Annotated in this window: 20 protein-coding genes; 10 read left to right on the forward strand and 10 right to left on the reverse strand. The window is 65.1% G+C overall.

Annotated features, from left to right (window positions below; genetic code table 11):
* Positions 1–2: 2 nt before the first annotated feature.
* Positions 3–1376 (forward strand): PleD family two-component system response regulator, encoded by a 1374-nt coding sequence (locus tag EDE08_RS05725; RefSeq protein ID WP_131867980.1) that lies wholly within the window; start codon positions 3–5, stop codon positions 1374–1376.
* Between the two features lie 327 nt (positions 1377–1703).
* Here the strand turns inward: EDE08_RS05725 and EDE08_RS05730 are convergent, their stop codons facing one another.
* Positions 1704–2312 carry a TetR/AcrR family transcriptional regulator gene (locus EDE08_RS05730; RefSeq protein WP_131867982.1) on the reverse strand — a complete coding sequence of 203 codons (609 nt, stop codon included), beginning with the start codon at positions 2310–2312 and terminating at the stop codon, positions 1704–1706.
* 125 nt (positions 2313–2437) lie between these two features.
* Between EDE08_RS05730 and EDE08_RS05735 the strand changes: the two genes are divergently transcribed.
* Entirely contained in the window at positions 2438–3670 is a 1233-nt protein-coding gene (locus tag EDE08_RS05735) for an MFS transporter (protein ID WP_131867984.1), read from the forward strand.
* Between the two features lie 948 nt (positions 3671–4618).
* Here the strand turns inward: EDE08_RS05735 and rpmG are convergent.
* Positions 4619–4786, reverse strand: a complete 168-nt coding sequence (rpmG, locus tag EDE08_RS05740) for a 50S ribosomal protein L33 (protein ID WP_007603295.1) — start codon at positions 4784–4786, stop codon at positions 4619–4621.
* A gap of 226 nt (positions 4787–5012) precedes the next feature.
* Between rpmG and EDE08_RS05745 the strand changes: the two genes are divergently transcribed.
* The gene (locus EDE08_RS05745; RefSeq protein ID WP_131867986.1) at positions 5013–5279 is read left to right on the forward strand and encodes a type II toxin-antitoxin system Phd/YefM family antitoxin; all 267 of its coding nucleotides are present in this window, start codon (positions 5013–5015) and stop codon (positions 5277–5279) included.
* A gap of 4 nt (positions 5280–5283) precedes the next feature.
* Positions 5284–5550 (forward strand): Txe/YoeB family addiction module toxin, encoded by a 267-nt coding sequence (locus EDE08_RS05750; protein ID WP_131867988.1) that lies wholly within the window; start codon positions 5284–5286, stop codon positions 5548–5550.
* 31 nt (positions 5551–5581) lie between these two features.
* Here EDE08_RS05750 and EDE08_RS05755 read toward each other — a convergent pair whose 3' ends face one another.
* The 5 genes from EDE08_RS05755 to topA all read right to left on the reverse strand — a co-directional run bounded on the left by EDE08_RS05755 (position 5582) and on the right by topA (position 13526).
* Positions 5582–6907, reverse strand: a complete 1326-nt coding sequence (locus EDE08_RS05755; RefSeq protein ID WP_131867990.1) for an LLM class flavin-dependent oxidoreductase — start codon at positions 6905–6907, stop codon at positions 5582–5584.
* Positions 6908–7171: 264 nt separating this feature from the next.
* A complete protein-coding gene (locus EDE08_RS05760) occupies positions 7172–7924 on the reverse strand; it encodes an NUDIX hydrolase (RefSeq protein WP_131867992.1) in 753 nt (250 codons plus the stop codon).
* Between the two features lie 31 nt (positions 7925–7955).
* On the reverse strand, positions 7956–8396 hold the full coding sequence (locus EDE08_RS05765; protein ID WP_131867994.1) for a DUF983 domain-containing protein: 441 nt from the start codon (positions 8394–8396) through the stop codon (positions 7956–7958).
* Complete coding sequence (gene rnr / locus EDE08_RS05770) at positions 8390–10747, reverse strand: ribonuclease R (RefSeq protein WP_131867996.1); 2358 nt, start codon at positions 10745–10747, stop codon at positions 8390–8392. The genes EDE08_RS05765 and rnr overlap by 7 nt, the downstream gene beginning before the upstream one ends.
* 7 nt (positions 10748–10754) lie before the next feature.
* Positions 10755–13526: a type I DNA topoisomerase gene (gene topA, locus EDE08_RS05775; protein ID WP_131867998.1), complete on the reverse strand. Its 2772-nt coding sequence runs from the start codon at positions 13524–13526 to the stop codon at positions 10755–10757.
* A 230-nt stretch (positions 13527–13756) separates the two neighbouring features.
* Here topA and EDE08_RS05780 point away from each other — a divergent pair, with 230 nt between their 5' ends.
* Both EDE08_RS05780 and EDE08_RS05785 read left to right on the forward strand, forming a co-directional pair.
* Entirely contained in the window at positions 13757–13993 is a 237-nt protein-coding gene (locus EDE08_RS05780; protein ID WP_165935752.1) for a hypothetical protein, read from the forward strand.
* A gap of 55 nt (positions 13994–14048) precedes the next feature.
* Positions 14049–14393 (forward strand): hypothetical protein, encoded by a 345-nt coding sequence (locus EDE08_RS05785; RefSeq protein WP_131868002.1) that lies wholly within the window; start codon positions 14049–14051, stop codon positions 14391–14393.
* A 47-nt stretch (positions 14394–14440) separates the two neighbouring features.
* Here EDE08_RS05785 and EDE08_RS05790 read toward each other — a convergent pair whose 3' ends face one another.
* Complete coding sequence (locus EDE08_RS05790) at positions 14441–14905, reverse strand: winged helix-turn-helix transcriptional regulator (protein WP_131868004.1); 465 nt, start codon at positions 14903–14905, stop codon at positions 14441–14443.
* A 121-nt stretch (positions 14906–15026) separates the two neighbouring features.
* Between EDE08_RS05790 and EDE08_RS05795 the strand changes: the two genes are divergently transcribed.
* Together EDE08_RS05795 and EDE08_RS05800 are read left to right on the forward strand one after the other, a co-directional pair.
* Positions 15027–15800, forward strand: a complete 774-nt coding sequence (locus EDE08_RS05795; protein WP_165935751.1) for an SDR family oxidoreductase — start codon at positions 15027–15029, stop codon at positions 15798–15800.
* A gap of 176 nt (positions 15801–15976) precedes the next feature.
* Entirely contained in the window at positions 15977–16144 is a 168-nt protein-coding gene (locus EDE08_RS05800; RefSeq protein ID WP_131868006.1) for a hypothetical protein, read from the forward strand.
* Between the two features lie 78 nt (positions 16145–16222).
* Here EDE08_RS05800 and EDE08_RS05805 read toward each other — a convergent pair whose 3' ends face one another.
* Entirely contained in the window at positions 16223–16831 is a 609-nt protein-coding gene (locus EDE08_RS05805) for an FMN-dependent NADH-azoreductase (RefSeq protein WP_131868008.1), read from the reverse strand.
* An 83-nt stretch (positions 16832–16914) separates the two neighbouring features.
* Between EDE08_RS05805 and EDE08_RS05810 the strand changes: the two genes are divergently transcribed.
* Positions 16915–17361, forward strand: a complete 447-nt coding sequence (locus tag EDE08_RS05810) for a winged helix-turn-helix transcriptional regulator (RefSeq protein ID WP_131868010.1) — start codon at positions 16915–16917, stop codon at positions 17359–17361.
* A gap of 162 nt (positions 17362–17523) precedes the next feature.
* Here EDE08_RS05810 and dprA read toward each other — a convergent pair whose 3' ends face one another.
* A complete protein-coding gene (gene dprA / locus EDE08_RS05815; RefSeq protein ID WP_131868012.1) occupies positions 17524–18666 on the reverse strand; it encodes a DNA-processing protein DprA in 1143 nt (380 codons plus the stop codon).
* Between the two features lie 91 nt (positions 18667–18757).
* Here dprA and EDE08_RS05820 point away from each other — a divergent pair, with 91 nt between their 5' ends.
* Complete coding sequence (locus tag EDE08_RS05820) at positions 18758–19999, forward strand: amidase (RefSeq protein WP_131868014.1); 1242 nt, start codon at positions 18758–18760, stop codon at positions 19997–19999.
* The last annotated feature ends 5 nt before the right edge of the window (positions 20000–20004 follow it).

Genomic DNA, 20004 nt, shown 5'->3' on the forward strand with positions numbered 1-20004 from the left:
AAGTGTCCGCGCGTATCCTGGTTGTCGATGACGTTCCTGCCAACGTCAAACTCCTCGAAGCCCGCCTGTCCGCCGAATATTTCGACGTGATGACCGCTTCGAACGGCACCGAGGCGCTGGCGATCAGCCGGCGCGCCGAATGCGACATCATCCTGCTCGACGTGATGATGCCCGACATGGATGGCTTTGAAGTCTGCCGCCGCCTCAAGACCGATCCCGCCACGCACCACATTCCCGTCGTCATGGTGACAGCGCTCGACAGCCCCGCCGACCGCAACCGCGGCCTGGAAGCCGGCGCCGACGACTTCCTCACCAAGCCCGTCTCCGACGTCGTGCTGATCGCGCGCGTGCGCTCGCTGACCCGGCTGAAGATGATGACCGACGAGCTGCGCATGCGCGCCATCACCTCGCTCGAGATCGGCATGCAGACGCCGGAGCGCAGCGCCGTGGCCGACACCGGCAAGGGCGGCCGCATCCTGCTGGTGGACGACCGCGAGTCCTCCTACGAGCGGCTGGCGACCATCCTCGCGGCCGAGCACACCATCGACGTCGAGCCGAACCCGACGGAGGCGCTGTTCCACGCCGCCGAGGGCAATTACGACCTCCTGATCGTCTCGCTCGACCTCAACAATTTCGACGGCCTCAGGCTGTGCAGCCAGGCACGCTCGCTGGAGCGCACGCGGCATGTGCCGATCCTGGCCATCGCCGACCCCGAGAATTCGACGCGGCTGCTCCGCGGCCTTGAGATCGGCGTCAACGACTACCTGCTGCGCCCGATCGACAAGACCGAGCTCTTGGCCCGCGCCCGCACCCAGATCCGCCGCCGCCGCTACACCGATCATCTGCGCGACAACGTGCAGAACTCGATCGAGATGGCGATCACCGACGCGCTTACCGGCCTGCACAATCGCCGCTACATGGAGAGCCATCTCGCGACCCTCGCCGAGCAGGCCTCGATCCGCGGCAAGCCCCTGGCGCTGATGATCCTCGACATCGACTACTTCAAGTCGATCAACGACAATTACGGCCACGACGCCGGCGACGACGTGCTGCGCGAGTTCGCGGTGCGGGTGCGCAAGTCGATCCGCGGCATCGATCTCGCCTGCCGCTACGGCGGCGAGGAGTTCGTCATCGTGATGCCGGAGACCGATCTGCACGTCGCCGGCATGGTCGCCGAGCGCCTGCGCCGCTCGATCGCAGGCGAGCCGTTCGCGATCCACAAGGGCACCAAGCGCATCGAGGTCACGATCTCGATCGGCCTCACCACGCTGGAGCGGAAGGGCGAGGCGGTTGCCGACGTCCTCAAGCGCGCCGACACTGCGCTCTATCGCGCCAAGCACGACGGCCGCAATCGCGTGGTGTCGCACGCGGCGTGAGGGCCGCTGCGACACAAATTGCGAAAACAACCCCATGCACAGTAGCCGGCGCCAGCTGGATCAATGGCTTGCGCGGGCGGCGGACCGGCTTGCGTCGGCGGCAGCGTCATTTGACTCGTCGGGCAAAACAGGAGCATATTGGTAAGGTCGCGAAATGGGCCTGACGAGTAGTCAGGCGTCCGCGCTTCCTCCACAATTTCCGTTGTCATTCCCCGCGTAAGCGGGGAATCCAGTACGCCGCAGCTTCTCGGGTTAGCCTCACTGTCTCTGGAATACTGGATCACCCGCTTTCGCGGGTGATGACACCGAGCGATACAGCGACAGCGGTTAGTCTGGCGCGCGCTTGCGACGTTTCTCCGCCGCCTCCGCACCACCACCCACGTCCACCCCCGCATTGCGCAGCAGCACCTTCGCCGCTTCCTTCGCGGCGCGCGCCATCGCGGGATCGTCGCGCACGAGGTCCTGGGCGATGGAGCCGTCGACCAGCAGTACGAGCTGCGTCGCCAGCGTATCCGCATCGGCAACGCCGAGCTCGGTCAGCCGCTCGCGAAACCAGATGCGGCGGCTTTCCTTGAAGGCAATCGCGATCTTCTTCACGGCGCGGTCCGCAGGTCCCAGCTCGGCGACGGCATTGACGAACGGGCAGCCGCGAAAATCTTTCGCCGCAAATCGCCGCTCCAGCGAATCGAAGGTGGCGAGGATCTGCTCGGCGGGCGGCTTGTCGGAGGGACGTGCGCTGACGAAGCGGCGCTCGAGATAGGCCGCGATCAGTGCGTCCTTGGAGGGGAAGTGGTTGTAGAGCGTGCGCTTGGAGATGCCGATCTCGGCCGCGATGGTGTCGACGCCGATGGCGCGAATGCCTTGCAGATAGAACAGCTTGTCGGCGGTCTCGAGGATCCGCTCCTTCATCGTCTGTTGTTTGGGCGGGGGAGCCATGCGGAGCTAAGCGTCCTGTTCGCTTGACAGCACCTGTCATCCATAGCCTATGTAAACAGGTCTGTGTACCCAAAATCAACAAAGCAGACGACGGCATTTGCGCCGTGCCGACGAGGGAGAAGAAAATGCCCCTGCTGCAGGTCCTGCGTCCGACATTGCCGATCCTGATCGGGGCCTCGATCATGCTGACGCTGAGCATGGGGCTGCGGCAGAGCCTGGGGATCTTCATGCAGCCGCTGACGCATGACATCCACATTTCGATCTCGGATTTCACGCTCGCGCTGGCCGTGCAGAACCTCGCCTGGGGCTTTCTGCAGCCGCCCGCCGGCGCGCTCACCGCGCGCTACGGCTTCCGTCCGATCATGATCGCGGGCGCGCTGATGTACATTGCGGGGCTCGCGCTGATGGCAACCGCGAACGGGCTCGTCAGCATCATGATCGGAGCGGGCGTGCTGATCGGGACGTCGCTGGCCTGCACCGCGGCGGCGATTGCGATGTCGGTGGCGGCGCGTGCGGTGCCGGAAACGGTGCGCTCCACCGTGCTCGGCATCGTCTCCGGCGCGGGCTCGCTCGGCGCACTGTTGTCGGCGCCGATCGGGCAGATGCTCAACGAGGGTTTCGGCTGGCGCATCGGCCTTGCCGGATTCGTCATTATGTCGGTCCTGATGATCCCCGCTGCCTGGTATGCGGGCCGCGTCGATAGGATACCGCTGCCGAAGCCGGCCGCCGACGAGATCGACGATGCCACGGCGGCGGCAGCGGCGAGGACCGCATTCGGCAATGCCTCCTTCGTGGTGATGACCTGCGCCTATCTGGTCTGCGGCATGCAGCTCGTGTTCCTCACCACGCATCTGCCGTCGTATCTGGCGATCTGCGGCCTCGATCCGATGCTGAGCGCGCAGACGCTCGGCATGATCGGCGGCTTCAACGTGCTGGGCTCGCTGTTCTTTGGCTGGGCCGGCCAGCGCTGGAACAAGCTGGCACTGCTCGGCGGCATCTACATCCTGCGCTCGCTGGCGCTCGCCTGGTACTTCACGCTGCCGGCGACGCCGTTCTCGACGCTGCTGTTCGGCGCGATCATGGGCTTTTTGTGGATGGGCGTCGGCCCGCTGGTCGCGGGCGCGGTCGCCGAGATGTTCGGCCTGCGCTGGCAGGCGATGATCCAGGGCCTCGCCTTCATGAGCCACCAGATCGGCAGTTTCCTCGGCGCCTATGGGGGAGGGGTGCTTTACGACGCGCTCGGTTCCTACACCATGGCCTGGCGCATCGGCGTCGCGCTCGGCCTCGCCGGCGGCATCGTGCAGGTCGCGTTCGCACTGATCCGCCCGTCGCAGCCGCCGGTGTTGCGGACGGCGTAGCAGGGCGACTGGTCGCATTCGTCAGCTTGGCGGACGCCGCGCTGTTAGGAGCGGACGTCCAGGGCTTCGGCTGAGGTCTGCGTTGTCGAGCGAAGCGCACACCGCTTCGCGTCAAGAAGACGCGTCAAGGCCAGAATGCAGAGCCGTTCCGATTCCATCAGAACGGGAAAGGCTCATGGATGACCAGGAATGGCGCCCCAGCGTAGCCCAATCGGACGCCATGTCGCAGTCTGCCTTGCCAGGAGTTGTCGGACGTCAAGTTGACTGATCACAAAACCGCTAGCACGCCCCTCGCCACAGGGACTAAGACATGGAATGGGCGGGCCATACGACACATTGGACACTTGAGACCGGAGCTAAGGTGTGGCTGAGGACCAATTCCGGGTTGCACGATTATCCACCGGCAGGAACCGACCTGCCGATCATACTCGGTGATGCAACTGTCATCAGCACCCGGGTGGTGAACTCGTCGCCGAGCAAGCTTGTCCTCGAGCTGGACGACGGTCATCTCCGAAGTCTGACGCCGGGCGCTTCACGCCTATCGCCTCGCGGATTTCCTGGCTCGGAGTGGATCGTGCAGCGGCGCGTGTAGCTAAGCGGTAGGCCGCTTGTCACGCGTCGAACGAAACGATTTGTACCGATCAATCTGGTTTGCGAGGCGGACCCAGCTTTGCGACAGAGACTTGAGGAGCCTTGCTTCAGTCTCGTCGCGCGCTGATTGCATCAAGTTGAGGCATTCAATGGACTGGGCTCGACAATGTTTCACCGTTTCCATGAATGCTACCCACCTCAATTGCCAAACCTGTCCACCAGCTTGACATACTTCGAAACGAAAATCTGTGGGCTAGCTCACATCTCTTTTGCGCCTGGTTTCGCCGGGACATGTCGCGGAGAAAATGAAAACGGGGCCCGTGAGGGCCCCGTCAAAGTCTTCAACGTCCCGCGATCTTACTTGATCTTGGCTTCGCGGAATTCGACGTGCTTGCGCGCGACCGGGTCGTACTTCTTCTTGACCAGCTTGTCGGTCATGGTGCGCGAGTTCTTCTTGGCGACGTAGTAGAAGCCGGTGTCGGCCGAGGACACGAGCTTGACCTTGATGGTGACCGCTTTGGCCATGTTCTGAACCTCAGAATATCGGGGAATCTGGAGCCGGCCAAACGGCCCGCGTTGGCCGGCAACCTAGCCAGAAACGATCCGATGTCAAGGTTTTAGGGCAGGAAAGCCACTCAAATCGGGCCTATCGGGCGTCAAAGCGCCGCCGCTTCATCGTCGCTCTTGTACGAATTTCTGTACGATATTATGTACGATTATCTGTACAATGCGTGGGGAGGAGACGAAAGCCATGGCATCTGTTTCTTACTCGGAGCTGCGGGGAAATCTTGCGGCTTACATGGACCAGGTCTGTGATGACCGAGCCCCCCTCTTGGTGACGCGCCAGAACGCCCGCAGCGTGGTGATGATCTCAGAGGAAGAATACGAGGGCCTTCTGGAGACGGTTCATCTTCTGAAGAGCCCGGCCAACGCCGCGCGCCTTCTGCGCGCCATCAAGGAAGCCGAGGAAGGCAAGCTCGTCGAGCATGAACTGATCGAGCCCAACTCGACGGGCTAGCGAGATGTTGATCGCCTGGACCGAGCTTGCCTGGCAAGACTACCTCCGATGGCAGCAAGAGGACCAAAAAATCCTCGCGGCCATCAACGATCTCATCAAGGACATCAAGAGAGATCCGTTCAGGGGGATCGGGAAACCGGAGCCCCTCAAACATGATCTGCGCGGCTGGTGGTCTCGCCGCATCACGGGCGAGCATCGGCTCGTGTACCGCATGCAGGGGAAGGATGACGCGCAGCAGCTTGTGATCGCGCAATGTCGATACCACTATTGAGAACTTTTCTCTGTCGGTGGTGCTGAAGACATCACCCCTCAAAGAACCGGTTTTTCGGCCGCGGCAGGCCCAGATTCTCCCTCAAGGTGGCCCCTTCATACTCTTTGCGGAAGATCCCGCGCTTCTGGAGCTCCGGGACGACCTTGTCGACGAAATCGTCGAGGCCGGCGGGCAGGAACGGGAACATGATGTTGAAGCCATCGGAGCCGCGCCCGACCAGCCACTCCTCCATCTGGTCGGCGATGGTCTTTGCGGTCCCGACGAAGGACAGGCCGCCATAGCCGCCGACGCGCTGGGCGAGCTGGCGCACGGTGAGCTTTTCGCGCGCGGCGAGATCGACCATGCGCTGACGGCCGCTCTTGCTGGCGTTGGTCTCGGGGATCTCCGGCAGCGGGCCGTCGGGATCGAAGCCGGAAGCATCGGTGCCGAGGATGACGGAGAGCGAGGCGATGGCGCTGTCGTAATGCACGCGGCTGTCGAGCAGCGCGCGCTTCTCCCTGGCCTCGTCGACGCTGTCACCGACCACGACGAAGGCGCCGGGCAGGATCTTGAGGTGCTCGGGATCGCGGCCGACCTTCTCCATGCGGCCCTTGATGTCGGCGTAGAGTTTCTGTCCGTCGGCGAGGCTGCCGCCGCCGGTGAACACGGCTTCCGCGGTCTCGGCCGCCAGCTGCCTGCCGTCTTCGGACGCGCCGGCCTGCACGATCACCGGCCAGCCCTGCACGGGCCGGGCGATGTTGAGGGGGCCGCGCACCTTCAGGTATTTGCCGTGGTGGTCGAGCGTGTGCATCTTCTGGGGATCGAAGAACAGCCCGCTCTCGACATCGCGCACGAAGGCATCGTCGGCGAAGGAATCCCACAGGCCGGTGACGACGTCGTAGAATTCGCGGGCGCGCTTGTAGCGCTCGGCGTGCTCCATGTGGTCGTCGAGGCCGAAGTTGAGTGCGGCGTCAGGATTCGAGGTGGTGACGATGTTCCAGCCGGCGCGGCCACCGCTGATGTGATCGAGCGAGGCGAAGCGGCGTGCGACGTGATAGGGCTCGTCGAACGTGGTCGAGCCCGTCGCGATCAGGCCGATGCGCTCGGTGACCGCCGAGAGCGCCGACAGCAGCGTGAATGGTTCGAACGAGGTCACGGTGTGGCTGCGCTTGAGCGCATTGATCGGCATGTTGAGGACGGCGAGGTGATCGGCCATGAAGAAGGCGTCGAACCTGCCGGCTTCGAGCTTCCGGATCAGCGTCTTGATGTGCGAAAAGTTGAAATTGGCGTCGGGCCAAGCCCCGGGATAGCGCCAGGCGGCGGTGTGGATGCTGATCGGGCGCATGAACGCGCCAAGCTTGAGTTGCCGTTGTGCCATCGCCGGGGGTCCGTTCTTGGTGACGCTCGGGAAGACATAGGGACGCGGCGGAGCTCCGCCATTGGCGGGCGGCGGGAAGATTATTTTGTTTTTTGCAGATCTCTCAGCACGTCATTCCGGGGCGCCGCGGAGCGGCGAGCCCGGAATCCATCGGACCGCAGAGACGGTGGATGAATGGATTCCGGGTTCGCGCGACGCGCGCCCCGGAATGACGAGAGGAGAGAGCTGTGTCCCGTAGTGACGAACGAGGGCTTGGCGCCGGACCTAGCTCAAAATATCCTTCTGCATCCTGCCGCCGTAGAAATGGAAGAACGGCACCGGCGCGTCGTGGCGGAGCGGGCCGGTGGCAAGGCGGGTGTCGAGCTCGTTGAGCACGTTACGCGTCATCGGATGGAGGTCGGCGAGCGGTTTCGAGCCGAGTTCGACCCAGACCAGCTCGACCAGCTCCGCATCGGCATGGATCACGCCCTCGACGCGGTGGGTGATCGCGGAGGCATCGGCGGTGAAGAAGCGCGTGTCGAACCGCTTGACGCGGCCGGGCGGGGTGATCGCGCGCGCGATCAGGAACAGGCCGGAGGGATCGGGCAGCAAGCCCGCATCCGCAAAGGGCCGCCAGGGACCGTCGAGCCTCGTCACCTTTCCCTCAGCCTTGCGGCCGAGGCACAGGCCGGTTTCCTCACAGGCCTCGCGGATCGCGGCAATGGCAAGCGATTTCGCGCGCGAGGCCGGCGTCTTCGGGCTGCCCTTGGCGAGATTGGCCTCCAGCTCCGCGGTGATCGGCGCAGCACATGGCACACGATAGTCGGCCTTGTCGACGCGGCCGCCCGGGAAGACGAATTTTCCGGGCATGAACACCACCTTGTCGTGGCGCTTGCCGACCAGCACTTTCGGAATGGCACCGCTGCGATCGACCAGGATCAGTGTCGCCGCATCCCGTGGGCGGAAATAGGGATGCTGGTCGGCTTCTTTCTCCTCATGGACCCTGGTCTTTTCCGCTGCCGGCGCAATATCCGTCATGTCCTCACCCAAACTGTTTCTTGCTTGTTGCTTACACAGGCGGAATACCATCCGGCGGGTTCTCGTCAAACCCGTGCATGCGCAGAGCCCATTGCAAGCCGACCACAGCTCCCTTCACCGGCTGCAGCAGCGCGAGCGAGGCGATGAAGGTGAAGGGCAGGTAGGCCGCAAAGCTGATCCAGACCGGCGTGGTGTAATTGGTCTCGATCCACAAAACGCCCGGCACCACGACGTGGCCGACGATGACGATGACGAGATAGGCGGGCAGATCGTCGGCGCGATGCGGCGTGAAATCGAGGCCGCATGTCGCGCAATTGTCCGCCGTCTTCAGGAAGGCGCGGAACAGCTTTCCCTCGCCGCAGCGCGGGCAGCGGCCGCGAAAGCCGCGCTTCATTGCCGTCCAGACGTCGCGCTTCTCGACGAGGCCGCTCTCGCGCGTCCAGATCTTCGGGGCCGTGCTCATCGTCACCATGCCTTGCCCTTCTGTCCCTTGCCTTTTCCCTTGTTCTTGCCTTTGCCCTTCTTCGGCTTGCCGGATTTCGGCTTCGCCGGCTTGCGTTTTCTGTCCGGGCTGCGTCCGGGCTGCGCCTTGAACGAGGGACGGCGTTGCGGACCGGGTGACCTGCGGTCGCGCGGCGCGGTCTCACCGGAGGACGACAGCAGCTCGAAGCGTAACGCGCCTGCGATGGGGGCAGCCTCTATCAGGCGGACATCAACCACATCGCCCAACTGGTACATGGTGCGGCTGCGGGCGCCGACCAGCGCGTGACGGCTCTCGTCATAGTTGAAATATTCCGTGCCGAGGGATCGGATCGGGATCAATCCGTCGGCGCCGGTCTCGCTCAGCTTGACGAACAAGCCGGCGCGCGTGACGCCGGAGACGCGGCCCTGGAAACTTGCGCCGATACGATCGGCGAGATGATGGGCGATCAGGCGGTCGACAGTCTCGCGCTCGGCCTTCATCGCGCGCCGTTCGGTCAGAGAGATGTGGGCGGCGACCTCGCTCAAGCTCTCGGGCGTCTCGCTGTCGGGCAGGGCGCCTTCACCGAGGCCGAGCGCACGGACCAGCGCGCGGTGCACGACGAGGTCGGCATAGCGGCGGATCGGTGAGGTGAAATGCGCGTAGCGGCGCAGGTTCAGGCCGAAATGGCCGTAATTCTCGGAGGAATATTCGGCTTGCGCCTGGGCGCGCAGCACGACCTCGCTCACCAGCGGATAGTAGTCATGGCCTTCGAGCTGGGCCAGCACGCGGTTGAACAGCGTCGGGCGCAGCGCGCCTGATTTCGTGAAGGGGACGTCGAGCGTCTCCAGAAATTCCGCGAGCGCGTGGACCTTCTCCAGCGTCGGCTCGTCATGCACGCGGTAGATCAGCGGCAGCGATTTCTTCTCCAGCATCTCGGCTGCCGCGACGTTGGCGAGGATCATGAACTCCTCGATCAGCTTGTGCGCGTCGAGCCGCTCGGGGACCACGACGCGATCGACCGTGCCGTCGCTCTTCAAGAGGATCTTGCGCTCGGGCAGATCGAGATTGAGCGGATCGCGCTCGTCGCGAGCGCGCTTGGCGCAGGCATAGGCGGCATAGAGCGGCTTCAGGATCGGATCGAGCAGGGGGCCGGTCGTGTCGTCCGGCCGCCCGTCGATCGCGGCCTGGGCCTGCGCATAGCTCAGCTTGGCCGCCGAGCGCATCAGGATGCGGTGGAAGCTGTGCGAGCGCTTGCGCCCATCGGGACCGAGCACCATGCGAACCGCGAGCGCGCCGCGCGGCTCGCCGGGCACCAGCGAACAGAGATTGTTGGAGATGCGCTCGGGCAGCATCGGTACGACGCGGTCGGGGAAATAGACCGAGTTGCCGCGGTCGAGCGCATCGCGGTCGAGCGCGGTGCCCGGCCGGACGTAGAAGCTCACATCGGCAATGGCGACGTTGACGATGAAGCCGCCCTTGTTGTTGGGATCGTCGTCGGGCTGCGCGTGGACCGCATCGTCGTGATCTTTGGCGTCCGGCGGGTCTATGGTGACCAGCGGGACGTCGCGCCAGTCCTCGCGGCCCCTGAGACTGGCGGGCTCGGCCGCCTCCGCCTCGCGCTCGGCGGCGGCGGAGAATTGCAGCGGGATATCATGGGCGTAGATCGCGATCAGGCTGATCGCCTTCTCCGACTTGACCGAGCCGAGCTTCTCCTTGACTCGGCCTGAGGCGAGGCCGAAGCCGCGCGAGCGCACGATGTCGACGCTGACGAGGTCGCCATCCTGCGCGCCACCTGTATCGGCCTTGGCGATGTTCAGCTCGCGGTCGGCGAATTTCTTGTCGACGGGAACGAGCCGTCCGCCGCCCTCGGGAAGCTCGCGGAACACGCCGAGGATGCGACTCTTGGCCTTGTCGATGACCTTGATGATGCGGCCGCGCCAGGCCGGGCCTTCGGTCTCCTCCGAGCGCTCGACGCGCAGCAGCGCACGGTCGCCGACACCGGCGGCGGTGCCGGGTTTTGGCCGGCGCGGCATCTCGATGAGGATCTTCGGCGGCTCGCCGCTCTCGACCTCGTCCCATTCGGCGGGGGAGGCGATCAATTCGCCGTCGGAGTCGCGGCCGGTGATGTCCGCGAGCAGCGTCGGCGGAAGCGTATCCGGCTCCGAGATCTTGTGGCGCTTTTTCTTGACGATGCCGTCGTCGGCGAGCTCGCGCAGCATGCGCCTGAGCTCGGCGCGATCGGCGTTCTTCAGGCCGAACTCGCGTGCAATTTCGCGGGTCCCGACATTTCCCTGATTTGCCTTGATGAAGGCGACGATGGCGTTCCTGTCGGGAAAGCCATGGTCATTCTTGCGTTTCACTTAGCCTCTAACTCTTGCCGGCACTCTTCTTGGCCGGAGTATTTGCAGGATTCTTGGTGGCAGCGGCCTTGGTCGGCGACGTCTTGGCGGTCGACGGCACGGCGGCGCGCGCCTTGCTGGTGGATTCGGATTTGGTTTTGGCCGCGGCTTTCTTCGCGGCCGGCTTCTTCGGTTTTGGCGCGGAATCTTCGCCGTCCGCCGTTTTCTCTGCAGTCTTCTTGGCCTTGGCCGGCTTGGCCGCTTTCTTCGCCGCCTTGGTGGTCTTCTTGCCGCCGCCCTTGGCCGCGCGCTCGTCGATCAGCGCGATCGCCTGTGGCAGGGTGATCGTATCCTTCTCGAACTCGGCCGGGATCGTCGCGTTGACGCCGCCGGCCGTGACATAGGCGCCGTAGCGCCCGCTCTTGACGGTGACGGTGCCGAGCGTCGGATGATCGCCGAGCGCTTTGCCGGGATCCGCGCCGAAGCGGCGGCTCGGGCCCTTGGCGACCTTTTCGGCGATCAACGTCACCGCGCGGTTGAGGCCGATGTCGAACACCTCGTCGCCGGCTTCCAGGCTGGCGTAAGTCTTGTCGTGCTTCACGAACGGTCCGAAGCGGCCGAGGCCGGCGGTGATCGGAAGACCGCTTTCCGGATGCTTGCCGATCTCACGCGGCAGCGACAGCAGTTTCAGCGCGAGCTCGAGGTCGACATCGCCGGGCGAGGTGCCCTTCGGAATGCCCGCGCGCTTGGGCTTCTCGCCTTCCGCATAGTCCTTCTGCTCGCCGAGCTGGATGTAGGGGCCGAAGCGGCCGGCCTTGACCCAGACATCGCGACCCGTATCAGGATCCTGACCGAGCGAACGGTCAGCAGTCGCCTCGCCGTCGGCGGCGAGCTGACGGGTGTAGCGGCATTCCGGATAGTTCGAGCAGCCGACGAAGGCGCCAAACTTGCCGGCCTTGAGGTTCAGCCGGCCGGTGCCGCAGTTCGGGCACTGCCTGATATCGCCACCGTCCGCCCGCGGCGGATAGATGTGCTGGCCCAGCATGTCGTCGAGCACGTCGAGCACCTGTGCGACGCGCAGCTCCTTGATGTCGTCGACGGCACCGATGAAGCCAGTCCAAAAGTCCTTCAGAACCTGCTGCCAGGAGATCTCGTTGTTGGAGATGCGGTCGAGCTGCTCTTCGAGGCTTGCCGTAAAGTCGTATTCGACATAGCGGGCAAAGAAGCTTTCGAGGAAGGCGACCACGACGCGGCCTTTGTCCTCGCCGTGCAGGCGCTTCTTCTCCAGCTTGACGTAGCCGCGGTCCTTCAGGACCTGGAGGATGGAGGCATAGGTCGAGGGCCGGCCGATGCCGAGCTCTTCCATGCGCTTGACCAGGGATGCTTCCGAGAAGCGCGGCGGCGGCTCGGTGAAGTGCTGGGTGACGGACAGGCTCTGCCGCTTCAGGGCGTCGTTCGGGCTCATCGCGGGCAGGCGGCGGGAATCCTCGTCTTCCTCGTCGTCGCGGCCTTCCTGGTACAGCGCCAGGAAGCCGTCGAACTTGACGACCTGGCCGGTGGCGCGCAGCTCCAGCGTGCGGGAGTCTGCCTTGGCCGTGATGTCCACGGTGGTGCGCTCGAGCTCTGCAGATTCCATCTGGCTCGCGATGGTACGCTTCCAGATCAGCTCATAAAGCTTCGCCTGATCGGCATCGAGCCTGCGGCTCATGCTGTCGGGGCGGCGGGAGAGGTCGGTCGGGCGGATCGCTTCGTGCGCTTCCTGGGCGTTCTTGGCCTTGGCCTGGTACTGGCGGGGGCTATCCGGCACATAGGCGTTGCCGTAATCCTCGCCGATCACCTTGCGCGCCTGGGTGATCGCGGACGGATCGATCTGCACGCCGTCGGTACGCATATAAGTAATGAGTCCGGTGGTCTCGCCGCCGATGTCGATGCCCTCATAGAGCCGCTGGGCGATGCGCATCGTGTGCGCCGGCGCAAAGCCGTATTTGCGGCTGGCTTCCTGCTGCAGCGTCGAGGTGGTGAAGGGCGCCTGCGGATTGCGCCGGGCCGGCTTGGCATCGACCGCGGTCACGGTGTAGCTGGCTGCCTCCAGCGCCTTCTTGAAGTCTTCGGCTTCGGCACCCGTGCCGATGTCGAGACGCTGGATCTTCTTGCCGTCGGCACCGACGAGGCGGGCCTCGAAGGCGTCGCCGCGGGGGGTGAGCAGGGTCGCGATCAGCGACCAATATTCGCGCGGCACGAACTTCTCGATCTCGAGCTCGCGGTCGCAGACGAGGCGCAGCGCCACCGATTGCACGCGGCCGGCCGAGCGCGCGCCCGGCAGCTTGCGCCACAGCACGGGGGAAAGGGTGAAGCCGACCAGGTAGTCGAGCGCGCGGCGTGCCATGTAGGCGTCGACCAGCGCGCCGTCGATCTGGCGCGGATGCTTCATCGCGTCGGAGACCGCCTGCTTGGTGATGGCGTTGAACACCACCCGCTCGATCTTCTGGTCCTTCAGTGCGCGCTTTTCCTTCAGCACCTCCAGCACGTGCCAGGAGATGGCCTCGCCCTCGCGATCAGGGTCGGTGGCGAGAATCAGGCGGTCGGCGCCCTTCAGGGACCGGGCGATCTCGTTGAGCCGGCCGGCCGCCTTGGGATCGACCTCCCAGATCATCTTGAAATTGGCATCGGGATCGACGGAGCCGTTCTTCGCGGGCAGGTCGCGGACATGGCCGAACGAGGCCAGAACCTCATAGGACGAGCCCAAATATTTGTTGATCGTCTTGGCTTTCGCCGGCGACTCCACGATGACGATATTCATGTAGTTCCAGTAACTTACGGGGAAATCTTGGGCCGAAAACGAAAGGACTCGGGTCGGCCGTTTCGACCCGAACATGGGTGGTGCGGCCTCCGCTGTCAAATCGAGGGGTGTTGAAAGCCGCCTCGATGGGAAAAGTTTCATATCGAGAAAGTTGCAGAATACCACCTTGGAGTTGCGGTCGATGTGGGCGTAATGTTGCTGCTGGGGCCATGGATTCGGGTGGGGTCTTGGTGACTAAGCCAAAGAAACGGAAGCGTGCCGCATCGGGCGCGCGGGGAGGCTCGCGTCCCGAGGAACCAGGGGAGGGCGGCGCGGACGAGGCGGTGGCCTTCATCGCCGAGCAGACCGGAGCATTGCGCAAGCTCGCCGAGCGCCACAAGCTCGCCGTGCTGCATTATCTCCTGGGCATGACCAAGCTGGAGGCCGACGAGCATCTGCGGCTGCGGACCAAGCGCAAGCTGTCGTGACGAGGCTGGATGGGTTTGGCGTGAACTATCGCGTTCTGGCGACGACAAAGCCAATGTGAAGAACGCGTCCAATCTCTCGAGCCTTGCGGACAAGCTCCGCAACGATGTTCGTAGCCTCGTGATCATGGTGGCATTGATCGGAGGCTTGATCCTTTGGTTTGCGACCGTGGGCTGGACCGATCGGGTGACCTATCGCGGCGTCGATCAAGCCTGGTTCGAGCCCGGTCGCGTCCATCTCAAGACGGAGCCTTTCGGTCATTACACGATCGAGCGGAATGCGGACTTTGCCGCCATGAAGGTCGGCTGCGTCTATGATCTGAACTACGAGGCCGAGTTCGGCCGGCGCCAACGCGCCGATCGCCTGAAAATGGTTCGCAGGGCTACCCTGGTCGGATGCTAGCCAGAGTTCGCGCGCATTGACGGTGTGGTGGCAGCTCGTCGCCGCAATCAGGCCGACCGCCGTCGCGCCGGCCGCGGCTTCAGCGTGGTGTCGGCGGGACTGAGCAGCCTGCCGTCCTCGGCGCGCATTTCCAGCTTCTTCACCGGGCGGCCTTTCGCACGATCGACCAGGATGGTCGCGATCTCCTCGGGGTGGTCGTCGAACGCCTCGCTCCATTGCCGCAGCGCGACCAGGATCGGGAAGGTGCCGCGGCCCTTCGGCGTCAGCAGATATTCCTGATAGGCGCTGCCGTCGGAGGCGGGGGCGGTCTCGAGAATGCCATGGTCGACCAGCGATCGCAGGCGGGCCGACAGGATGTTCTTGGCCATGCCGAGCCTGCTCTGGAATTCGCCGAAGCGGCGGACGCCCAACAGCGCCTCGCGGATGATCAGCAGCGACCACCAGTCGCCGAGCGCCTCCAGCGAGCGCGCGATGGGGCAGGCATCGCCTTCGAAGCTGGTTCGTTTCACCATCACCTTCGTCCTATCGCATTCGCACGGCGCCGGCGCCCATCACGCGCTTGTGTGGTTGCATCATAAAACCATATGCCCTAGATGGCAACCTAGTTTCATCATAAAACTAATGGAGGCGAGCGTGAGACTGAAAGACAAGACGGCATTGATTACGGGCGGCAACAGCGGCATCGGACTTGCAACGGCAAAGCTGTTCGTGGCCGAGGGCGCCAGGGTTGTGGTCACCGGGCGCAACAAGCAGACGCTGGAGGCTGCCGCGAAGGAACTGGGGCCGAACGCGCTCGCACTCGCCGCCGATGCCACCGACATCGCCGCGACCGAAGCCGCCATCAAGCAGGGCGCGGAGAAGTTCGGCAAGTTCGACATCGTGTTTGCCAATGCCGGCATCGCGGGCGGCACGCCGCTGGGCTCGGCGACGCCTGAGGTCTTCGAGAAGGTCATCAGCACCAATCTGACCGGCGTGTTCTTCACCGTGCAGGCGGCGCTGCCTCATCTCAACGACAACGCCTCGATCGTCCTCAACGGTTCGGTGATCTCAGTGCTCGGCATTCCCGGTTACTCCGCTTACGGTGCCGCGAAGGCCGGCGTGCGGGCGATGGCGCGGATCATGGCCTCGGAACTGTCACCGCGCGGAATCCGCGTCAATGTCGTGGCGCCCGGCGCGATCCGCACCCCGATCTGGGGGCCCGCGACCGCGACACCCGAAGCCGAGAAGGCGTTCGAGAAGCGGATCGCGCTAACGACGCCGCTCGGCCGCATCGGTGAAACGGATCACGTCGCGAAGACGGTGCTGTTCCTCGCCTCCGACGATTCCGCGCATGTGCAGGGCCAGGAAATCTTCGTCGATGGCGGCGCGGTCGCCTCCCCGAGCGGCGCGCCGATCTATCGCGGCTGATCAAGCCAGGCGCAATCGAACTGGCCGGCGCAGTCTATCGGTTGCGCCGACCGGTTCCGACGTCCTGCGGGATCATTGACTGAACCCAACCTTTGCGCGGGGTGTTGAACCTTCGCGCGAGCTGGAAAGACCCTCTTATGGGGCGGGGCAGACTCACTATTTATAAGGAGTCTAGCATGCCGAAAGCAGCCCGCTTTTTCTCGTCGCTTTCATCGCCGCGCATCTTCACCGAAAGATCCGCCGTTCCGGCCAAGCGCTCCGACACGTCCGAGTTCGTCGCCATCGCGTTGTTTTGCGGGATCGGCCTGTTCGTCTCGCTCGTTGCCGTGATCCTGGGCATTTAGGGCGTCTGGTTCCAGCTTTGCAGATCGTGCAGCCGTCAGCCGCCGCGCATTTCGGCGGCGGCCGATCTCGGCGCGGCGTCAGGCTGCCCGGAGGCTGGTGGCCGCTTGAAGCGCGCTCGCGAGCGCTTTCTCGCGGTGATCCGGTCCGACCTGGATGCCGTCGGCGATGATGAATTCAGCATTGTGGATGCCGATGAAGCCGAACACGCCGCGCAGATAGCTTTCGAGGTGCTCCAGCGCCGCGACGGGCGAGCCCGCGCCGTAATAGCCGCCGCGCGAGATCGCGACGATCACGCGCTTGCCCCCGGCAAGCCCCTCAGGCCCGGCCGCGCCATACTTAAAGGTCTTCCCCACCACCAGGATGCGATCGATCCAGGCCTTGAGCTGGCTCGGAATGGTGAAGTTGTACATGGGGGCACCAACGACGACGATTTCGGCGCCCAGGAACTCGTCCAGCACGGCCGCGCTTGCGGCGAGATCGGGCGCGAGTTCCACCGGCGCGGGGGCGCCCTGCGCGGCCGCGAGATGGGAGCCGGAGAGATGGGCAAGCGGGGTGTGGGTCAGGTCGCGATAGGTTACGTCGAGACCGGGCGTCGCCTGCCGGAGCCGGTCGACGATGGCGGCGGAGACCTGCCGGCTGACGGAGTGGGGGCCGAGGACGCTGGAGTCGATATGGAGCAGTTTCATTTGGGGTCACCCTGGTATAAGTTTGTAACCAGCGCTACATGAGTGACTGTCAAAATCCCCGCAAGAACGCACTTTTTTGAGCCATGGGCACATCATTGAAACCTGAGAACACCGATTTGCCTGCTCCGCCGAGGCCAAATCCAAGGCCGGACATGAGGCCTGATCCGTTGCCGGATCCCAACCATGCGGACTGCCGCGGGGTCGCCTCCATCCTGTCCCGCGTCGGCGACAAATGGAGCGTGTTCGTCATCATGATGCTCAGCGACGGGCCGAAGCGCTTCAACGAGCTGAAGCGAATGATCAACGGCATCTCGCAGCGGATGCTGACCTTGACGCTGCGCGGCCTCGAGCGCGACGGCCTCGTCACGCGCACGATCTTCCCGACCATTCCGCCGCGCGTCGATTACGAGCTCACCGATCTCGGCCGCGGTTTGCAGCAGCCGGTGAAGGCCCTCGGCGAGTGGGCGATCGAACATCAGGTGCAGATCGCGGCAGCACGCACGCGGTTCGATGCGCGCAACGAGGGTTAGCGTTGCGACTCGACAGCTCATGCCGTCATTCCGGGGCCCGCGCGAAGCGGGAGCCCGGAATCCATTTAGCCGCAGGCCAGGTGGACGCATGGATTCCGGGTTCGGCTCTCCGAGCCGCCCCGGAATGACGCCTTTCCAGTCAACGACGTCGAAGGCACACCACTAAAGCAGCGACACCAATCCGCCGCCGTGGCGTTCGAGCCGGCTTGCCAGTTCGAGCTCCAACAGCACGGTGCGCACGATCGCGGGCGAGGCGCCGGACATTCGCACGAGATCGTCGATCGAGATTGGCGCCGGACCGAGCAGGTTGGTGATCTGGTCGCGGTCATGGCCCTGCGGATCGCTCTCGAACGGCTCGCTGTCGGGCTCGCCTGCGGGATGCATCAGCGGCCGCTCCATGATCGGCTGAACCGCGTTGATGATGTCGGCGGCCTCGGTGACGAGCGTCGCGCCCTGCTTGATCAGATCGTTGGCGCCTGCCGCGCGCGGATCGAGCGGCGAGCCGGGCACCGCGAACACCTCGCGGCCCTGTTCGGCCGCCATGCGCGCGGTGATCAGCGAGCCCGAGCGGTGCGCCGCTTCCACCACGACGACGCCGAGCGAGGCGCCCGAGATCAGCCGGTTGCGGCGGGGAAAGTCGCGGGCGCGCGGCTCGTGGCCGAGCGGCATCTCGGAGATCGCCGCACCTGCGTGGTCGAGGATCGCGGCGAGCAGGTCGCCATGCTCGGGCGGATAGATGCAATCATGGCCGCCCGCGAGCACGGCGATCGTGCCGTTCTCAACGCTCGCGCGATGCGCGGCCTGATCGACGCCGCGGGCGAGGCCCGAGATGACGACGAAGCCGGCTTCGCCAAGTTCGCGCGCGAGCTGGCCGGCGAATTTCAGGCCCGCGCCGGAGGCGTTGCGCGAGCCGACGATGGCGATCATCGGCCGCATCAGGGTTTTCGTGTCGCCGCGTACGGCGAGCAGCGGCGGCGCATCGTCGATCATCGCCAGCCGCGCCGGATAGCCGTCCTCGCCGGGCGCCAGCCAGGCGATGCCGAACTTGCGGCTCACGGCAAGCTCGGCCTTCGCCTCATCGGCACTACAGATGCGACCCGTTCGCTGCGCACCGCCGCGGCGGGCGAGATCCGGCAGTCGCTCCAGCGCGGCGCGCGGGCTGCCGAAATGATCGACCAGCGAGCGGAAGGTGCGCGGCCCGACATTGTCGGAACGGATCAGCCGCAGGCGGTCGATCCGCTCCAGCTCGGTCAGCTCCACGCTCGGATTGATGGCGTCCACGGCGTCTCCTTGCAGGGGCAACATGGAACAACCTGAGGGCGTTGCGCAACAGGGACGTGCGCTTGCGCGGCCTTGCTGCGATGCTAAAAGCGATCCCAATAAGAAGGGTTTTGCCATGATTTCACTTGCCGACCTCCAGCGCCGCATCGAAGCGGGCGAGCTTTCGCCTGACGCCGCCATTGCGCAATCGCATGCGGCGATCGAGGCCAGGGAGAAGGACGTCCACGCCTTCGTCCGCCACGACAAGTCGGCGAAGGCGCAAGGCTCCGGGCCGCTGCGCGGCATCGCAGTCGGGATCAAGGACATCATCGACACCGCCAACATGCCGACCGAGATGGGCTCGGAGATCTATCGCGGCTGGCAGCCGCGCGCCGACGCGCCTGTGGTGATGATGCTGAAGCGGGCGGGGGCCACCATCATCGGCAAGACCACCACGACCGCGTTCGCCTCGCGCGATCCGACGCCGACGCTCAATCCGCACAATCCCGGCCATTCGCCGGGCGGCTCCTCCGCGGGCTCGGCGGCGGCGGTCGGCGCCGGCACGATCCCGCTGGCGCTGGGCACTCAGACCGGCGGCTCGGTGATCCGGCCCGCGGCCTATTGCGGGACTGCTGCGATCAAGCCGTCGTTCCGCATGCTGCCGACGGTCGGCGTGAAGTGCTATTCGTGGGCGCTCGACACGGTCGGCCTGTTCGGCGCCCGCGCGGAAGATCTCGCGCGCGGACTCCTGGCGATGACGGGCCGCACCGAGTTTTCCGGCATCGTCCCGGCGAAGGCGCCGCGGATCGGCGTGGTCAGGCAGGAGTTCGCAGGCAGCGTGGAGCCGGCGGCCGAAGAGGGCTTGCTGGCCGCGATCAAGGCCGCGGAGCGCGCCGGTGCCAGCGTGCAGGCCATGGATCTGCCCGAAGCTGTGCAGGAGGCCTGGCGTATCCACCCCATCGTCCAGGATTTCGAGGCGCATCGCGCGCTGGCCTGGGAGTTTTCCGAGCGTCACGACGAGATCGCGCCGATGCTGCGGGCAAGCCTCGACGCGACGGCCCATCTGACGCCGAAGGAATATGACGAGGCGCGCCGGATCAGCCGTCGCGGCCGCCGCGAGCTCGGCGAATTGTTCGAGGGCGTCGACGTGCTCTTGACCTATTCGGCGCCGGGCACCGCGCCGGCCAAGGAGCTCGCGACCACAGGCGATCCCCGCTACAACCGGCTCTGGACGCTGATGGGCAATCCCTGCGTCAACGTGCCGGTGCTGAAGGTCGGCGGCCTGCCGATCGGCGTGCAGGTGATCGCCCGCTTCGGGAACGATCCGCTCGCGCTTGCGGCGGCCTGGTTTCTGGAGGACGCGCTGGCGCGGGCGTGAGTGTG

It is taken from the genome of Bradyrhizobium sp. R2.2-H (assembly GCF_004346455.1).
Taxonomy (GTDB): Bacteria; Pseudomonadota; Alphaproteobacteria; order Rhizobiales; family Xanthobacteraceae; genus Bradyrhizobium; species Bradyrhizobium diversitatis.